This window comes from Mitsuaria sp. TWR114, assembly GCF_007997345.1.
On record NZ_VOSR01000013.1, the window covers coordinates 1 to 4,942 of the forward strand.

Sequence of the window (4,942 nt, forward strand, 5' to 3'; positions counted from 1 at the left end):
GGCGGCGCGCAAGGTGCTGGCGCAGGTCGGCCTGACACTTGAGCAGATGGACGTCATCGAGCTGAACGAGGCCTTCGCGGCGCAGGGCCTGGCGGTGCTGCGCGACCTGGGCCTTCGCGACGACGATCCGCGCGTCAACCCCAATGGCGGCGCGATCGCGCTTGGCCACCCGCTCGGCGCCAGCGGCGCCCGGCTGGTCATGACGGCGATCAACCAGTTGCATCGCTCGAATGGCCGTTATGCGCTGTGCACGATGTGCATCGGCGTCGGCCAGGGCATCGCGGTCGTCGTCGAACGCGTCTGAGCCTCTCCGCTTCGGCCCGGCGCCTGAGCGCGGGCCCAGGCGCCAATCAACGGCCACCCCGGATCGATACGGGGCGGCCGTTTTCAATAGTCAGACGATTGACTTCGCCGCCCTCGGTTGTCTGACCTCTTTTTGGTGCATCCAACCCCGCCAAGAGCGGCCTTGTGCGGCGTTTCGCCCATATCCAAAAGTTGGGGGCGCTAAAGAAATAGTCATGGGCGCCCGTAGGACCACGTAGGCGCCAATCGCACATCGCGTGGGATACTGACCGAGTTTGATGGCGCATACCGCTCATATATGTAGGCGGCGGCGCCACAGGCATGATGTCTGACTATTGACGGCTTGCTTAGCGACGCTCCGATCGCGATTCCGCGCACCTTTTCCCCGCTGACCGCCCGACCACACCGCTTTCCGCAGGCGGTGGGGCGTTGTGCGCAGCAAATGCACCAAGTTGATGCATTCAGGTGCGAATAGCGGAACAAAACAATTGCCCTGGCAAACATTCTTCACAGGGTTGTCCCTATAGTTTTGGACATCACCTGCTTACGCCCAGCAGATTTGGGCGTCAAACGCACGACCACCTCCCCACCATGTCCGCTGCTCGAGCCCACGATGAAGACCTGACCGCCATTCCGGTGGTCGCCCCCTCCCCTGAAGCTGAAGTCCGCACCGGTCCGCTGAAACGCGACCTGGTCGCCGGCCTGGAAAAAGGCCTGGCCGTGATCGAAGCCTTCGATCAGGAACGTCCCCGCCTGACCATCAGCGAAGTTGCCGGCCGCACCGGCCTGACCCGCGCCGCCGCCCGCCGCTACCTGCTGACGCTGACCCACCTGGGTTTCGTCTCGCAGGACCGCAAGATGTTCGCGCTGACCCCCAAGGTGCTGCGCCTGGGCCAGAGCTACATGCACTCTGCCCGCCTGCCCCGCATCATCGAGCCCGAGCTGCACAAGCTGGCCTATGCGATGAAGGAAGCCTCCTCGGCCGGCGTGCTCGACGGCAACGACGTGATCTGCATCTCCGCGACGAGCGCGGGCCGCGTGGTCTCGCCGACGCTGCAGCCGGGCACCCGCGTGCCGGCCTACTGCACCGGCAATGGCCGCGTGCTGCTGGCGGCGCAGCCGCAGGCGGAAGTCGACGCCTTCATCGCCCGCCAGGAACTGACCGCGCTGACCCCGCACACGATCACGCACCCGGAGCGCCTGCGCATCGAGATCGCCCGCGCCCGCGCCCAGGGCTACGCGCTGATCGACCAGGAGCTGGAGCAAGGCCTGCGCTCGGTGGCCGTGCCGCTGAAGAACTACAAGGGCGACACCGTCGCCGCGATGGCCATCAGCGTCCACGCGACCCGCATGAGCATGGAGCAGATGGTCGAGCACTGCCTGCCCCCGCTGCTGCAGGCGCAAGCGCATCTGCGCATGCTGCTCTGAGGCCGTTGCGGCTCAACGAAGAAGCGCCCCGAGGGGCGCTTTTTCATTTCCGGACCGACAGGGTCGCGTTCAGGCCCAGAGACGCTGGCGCAGCAGCGGGCTGATCCGGTACCGCTCGCTGCGATAGGCCTCGAAGAGCCCCGCGAGCGCATCGACCACGAGCGGCGCACCCAGTTGCGCGAGCCACTCGAAGGGCCCGGCGGGATAGTTCACGCCCAGCTTCATCGCGGTGTCCGCGCCGGCCTCGTCGCAGACGCCCTGCCAGACGGCATCGGCGCCCTCGTTGATCAGCATCGCGATCGTGCGGGCGACGGCCAGGCCCGGCACGTCGCGCAGCACCAGCGGCTCCCAGCCGAGGCGCCGCAGCAGCGTCTCGGCATGGGTCTGCTGGACGTTGTCCACGCGCGGCCCGAAGGCGATCGCCAGCCCCTCGATCCGATCGGGCGCGAGCGGCCAATCGATCACCGCGAGGCCGGGTTGGCTGCGCTCCCGCGCGAGCTGTGCGGCGCAGCGTCCGCGCGTGAAATGCAGCTGGACGCCTTCGACCGCGACGCCTTGCCAGTCAGCCGTCTCGTCGCGCTCGAACGCGAGGCCTCGGGTGCCCATCCAGGCGCCCAGCAGCTCCACCAGCGGGCCGCGACCCGACAAGGTCACCGCGCCGACGTCGCCATCGATCACCGCGACGGGCGCGGCGTTCTCGGGCGTGCCCTCGTAGAAGCCCTTCCCCGCCTTGCGCCCGAGGCGGCCGCCATCGACGAGCGCCTTCTGCACCAGCGAAGGCTGATAGCGCTTGTCGCCGAAGTTGGCCTCGAAGACCGACTGCGTGACCAGGTAGTTGGTGTCGTGGCCGATCAAGTCCATCAGCTCGCAAGGCCCCATGCGGAAGCCGGCGCCGCGCAGCGCCCGATCCAGTTGGGCCGGGCTGCCGGCCTGCTCCTGCAGCAGTTGCAGCGTCTCTGCGTAATACGGGCGCGCGATGCGGTTGACGATGAAGCCGGGCGTCGACTTCGCATGCACCGGCGTCTTGCCCCAGCGACGCGACAGCGCCTCGATCGCCTGCGCGGCGGAGGCGTCCGTCTCCGCGCCCCAGACCACCTCGACCAGCTTCATCAGCGGCACCGGGTTGAAGAAGTGCATGCCGACGAGCCGGCGCGGATTCGCCATGCCGTTGGCCAGCGCGGTGATGCTGATCGACGAGGTGTTGGACGCGATCAGCGCATCGGGCGGCAGCAGCGCGTCGAGTTCGCGCAGCAGCGCCTGCTTGGGTTCGAGCTTCTCGACGATCACCTCGATGACGAGCGCGGCGTCCGCCAGCTCCGCGGTCGAGGCCGCCGGCGACAGGCGCGCCAGCACCGCGTCGCGCGCATCGCGTTCCATGCGGCCCTTCGCCACCAGGCCATCGAGCGCCTTGCCGATCTGCGCGATCGCCGCCGCGGCGGCGCCTTCGCGCAGGTCCATGAGCCGGACCGGATGGCCGCCTGCGCCGCCACCTGCGCGATGCCCGCGCCCATCACGCCGGCGCCGATCACCGCCACCGGTGCCCGCGCCGCGTCGGCGCTCGCGATGCGCCAGGTTCCCGTCGATGCCGTCATTGCTGTCTCCATCATCTGTTTCGAATCTTGTGCGCGTGGCCGCTGCGCGTCAGTCCCGCGGGCGTCAGCGCCGGGGCACCCGAGGCCGGACGCCGAATGCTGGCCGCGCGCATCCGGCGATCGATCCTGAGGTCAGGACGCCGCGTCGGTCTTCGGCACCCAGGCTGCGGGGCGCTTGCCCAGGAAGGCCGCGAAGCCTTCCTTGGCTTCGGCCCCCATGCGCACGCGGGCGATGGTCTGCGCGGTGAGTTCACGCACCTCGCCGTCCACCGGCCCCACGTCGAGTTGCGCGAACAGCGCCTTGATCTCGGCCTGCGCCTGCGGGCCGTTCATCAACAGCTCCGCGACCCAGCGCTCGACGGCCGCGTCGAGCCCGCCGGCGGCATCGCTCTCCACGACCTCGTGCAGCAGGCCGATGCGCAGCGCCTCGGCGGCGGGAATGCGGCTGGCGGTGAGCGCGAGCCGGCGCGCCTCGCGCGGGCCCACGGCATTGACCACGTAGGGGCCGATGACCGACGGCAAGATCCCGAAGCGCGCCTCGCTGACCGCGAACTGCGCGCCCGCCGCGGCGACGGCGATGTCGCAGGCGAGGGTCAGGCCCACGCCGCCGCCCAGCGCCACGCCGTGGACCTTGGCGATCGTCGGCTTGGGGCAGCGCGCGATGCGGTCCAGCATGGCGGCGAAGCGGCGCGCGTCCTCGACGTTCCAGTCCTGCGTCGCTTCCGACGCTCGCTTCATCCACTGGAGGTCGGCGCCGGCGCTGAAGGCCTTGCCCGCACCTTCGAGCACGACGATCCGCACGGCGGGGTCCCGGCCCAGGCGGTCGAAGGCGGCGTCGAGGTCCGCGATCATGGCCTCGTCGAAGGCGTTGAACACCTCGGGCCGGTTCATCGTCACGCGCGTCACGCCGCGCGCATCGGTCGCCATCTGCAGGGTTTCCACGTGCGAGTCTCCTTGTGATCGGCGGAGTATCGCAGCCCGACCGGTCGGTCGAAAAAGCCCCTCACGTCCACCCGGACCCGGACCCGGACCCGGACCCGGACTCGGACTCGGACTCGGACCCGCCGAGCCGAGCCGTGCCGCGGGAGCGCCCCGGTGGGCCTCAGAAGAATGGCGACGCGTCGAGCGCCACGGCGGGATCAGTCCTGCCAGACCTCGTGCACCAGCTCGCGCAGCGCCTGCAGCGCGTGGTCCTCGGCCTGTTCCTGCTGGAGCCAGCACAGCCAGGTCTCGTCCTGCCAATGCGGCCAGATGCGCAGCTCGCCGGCGTCGACCGCCGCCTGCGCCTGGTCCTTGCGTAGCACCGCGGCGCCCAGGCCGCTGGCGACCATGCCGCGCACGGCGGCCTCGGTCTCCGCCATCAGGCTGTGCGGCGGCTCGCGGCCGGCGCTCTGGAACAGCCGCTCGGCCGCCGGACGCAGGCCGCAGTCGGGCGGCGTGCCGATCCAGGGCAGCGACAGCAGCGCCTCCCGCGACACCGGCCACTCCCGGTCGGCGAAGCGGCGCGGCACCGCCACGGCCAGCTCCATCCGGCGCAGGCGCTCGACCACCAGCCCGTCGGCCGCCTCGCCGTCGTAGAGCACGTAGGCGCAGTCGACCTCGCCGCGGCGCAGCGCCTG

4 protein-coding genes and 2 pseudogenes are annotated in these 4,942 nt (G+C 70.2%); 2 read left to right on the top strand and 4 right to left on the bottom strand.

Annotation, left to right across the window (positions count from 1 at the left end; translation table 11 throughout):
- Nucleotides 1-304, top strand: a pseudogene (locus FUT87_RS01030) (3-oxoadipyl-CoA thiolase); the annotation flags it as partial.
- A gap of 590 nt (nt 305-894) precedes the next feature.
- Complete coding sequence (locus tag FUT87_RS01035; RefSeq protein ID WP_091731190.1) at nt 895-1,731, top strand: IclR family transcriptional regulator C-terminal domain-containing protein; 837 nt, start codon at nt 895-897, stop codon at nt 1,729-1,731.
- A gap of 69 nt (nt 1,732-1,800) precedes the next feature.
- Here the strand turns inward: FUT87_RS01035 and FUT87_RS31535 are convergent, their stop codons facing one another.
- From FUT87_RS31535 to FUT87_RS01050, 4 genes and pseudogenes are all read right to left on the bottom strand, one after another.
- Nucleotides 1,801-2,337, bottom strand: a complete 537-nt coding sequence (locus FUT87_RS31535) for a 3-hydroxyacyl-CoA dehydrogenase family protein (RefSeq protein WP_404935339.1) — start codon at nt 2,335-2,337, stop codon at nt 1,801-1,803.
- Nucleotides 2,338-2,499: 162 nt separating this feature from the next.
- Nucleotides 2,500-3,338: pseudogene (locus FUT87_RS31540) on the bottom strand (3-hydroxyacyl-CoA dehydrogenase NAD-binding domain-containing protein); the annotation flags it as partial.
- A gap of 117 nt (nt 3,339-3,455) precedes the next feature.
- Nucleotides 3,456-4,250, bottom strand: a complete 795-nt coding sequence (locus tag FUT87_RS01045; RefSeq protein ID WP_147239802.1) for an enoyl-CoA hydratase-related protein — start codon at nt 4,248-4,250, stop codon at nt 3,456-3,458.
- 212 nt (nt 4,251-4,462) lie between these two features.
- The coding region (locus tag FUT87_RS01050; protein ID WP_147239801.1) for a LysR family transcriptional regulator substrate-binding protein at nt 4,463-4,942 on the bottom strand (480 nt) is incomplete at its 5' end.